Below are 933 nucleotides of genomic sequence, written 5' to 3'. Positions count from 1 at the left end.
AACGTCCAGAACTGAGGTTCGACGCCAAGCAGTACCGCGAAGCCCGGCTCACGCCGGGCTTCGTTTTTTGGGCAACCTGGCCGCAGGTGTGGTTAAAATTGTGCTAATACGCTATGATCGCGCCGCCCGCGCGGCCATTCAGCCGGCGTCCGGGTCCAGTACCCAGAGATGTCCTGCGCGAGATCCCTGCTTACAAGTTTTTCCGTTCCAGAAGCTTCCCCATTCAAGGAGTCTGCAATGAAGATCCACGTGTTGAGTGCCGCCCTTCTTGCGGGTCTTGCCTTTGCGCAGGCCGCCAATGCACAGGATTTCGACGACCGCTGGTACCTGACCGGCTCGGCTGGCTTCAATGTCCAGGACGGCGATCGCGGCACCCGTGACGCGACGTTCGGGACGCTCGGCCTTGGCAAGTTCGTCAGCCCCAACTGGTCCGTCGACGGCGAGCTGAACTACCAGAACCCGAAGTTCGACCGCAACCGCGACCTGAACTGGAGCCAGTACGGCATCTCCCTCGACCTGCGCCGCCATTTCATCGCCGAAGGCCGCAGCTGGAACCCCTACCTGCTGGTGGGCCTTGGCTTCCAGCGTTCCGAGGAAGAGGCTGACGCCTTCCCGAACCCGAACTCGCCGCTCGAGCGCGAGGACGGCAATTTCGCCGCCAAGGTGGGCCTCGGCCTGCAGGGCACCTTCACCAGCCGCGTTGCCATCCGTACCGAGCTGGCCTACCGCGCCGACTTCGACGACCAGAGCATGGCCGCCCCGAACGAAGACTGGTTCGGCGACGTGCTGGCCTCGGTCGGCGTGGTGATCCCGCTGGGTCCGGAGCCGACCGCCCCGGTGGCGCCGGCCCCGGTTGCCCCGAGCTGCGCCGACATGGACAGCGACGGCGACGGCGTGAACGACTGCGACGACAAGTGCCCGGATTCGCAGGCT

General features: G+C 65.1%; 1 protein-coding gene. It reads left to right on the top strand.

What is annotated here, in order from left to right:
* Positions 1-237: 237 nt before the first annotated feature.
* Positions 238-933 (top strand): porin family protein (locus ABD679_RS12270; RefSeq protein WP_344760277.1); only part of this gene is annotated, 696 nt, incomplete at its 3' end.

The sequence above is a fragment of the Luteimonas lutimaris genome (assembly GCF_039537065.1).
Lineage (GTDB): Bacteria > Pseudomonadota > Gammaproteobacteria > Xanthomonadales > Xanthomonadaceae > Luteimonas > Luteimonas lutimaris.
This window is presented reverse-complemented; position numbering and strand designations above follow the sequence as displayed.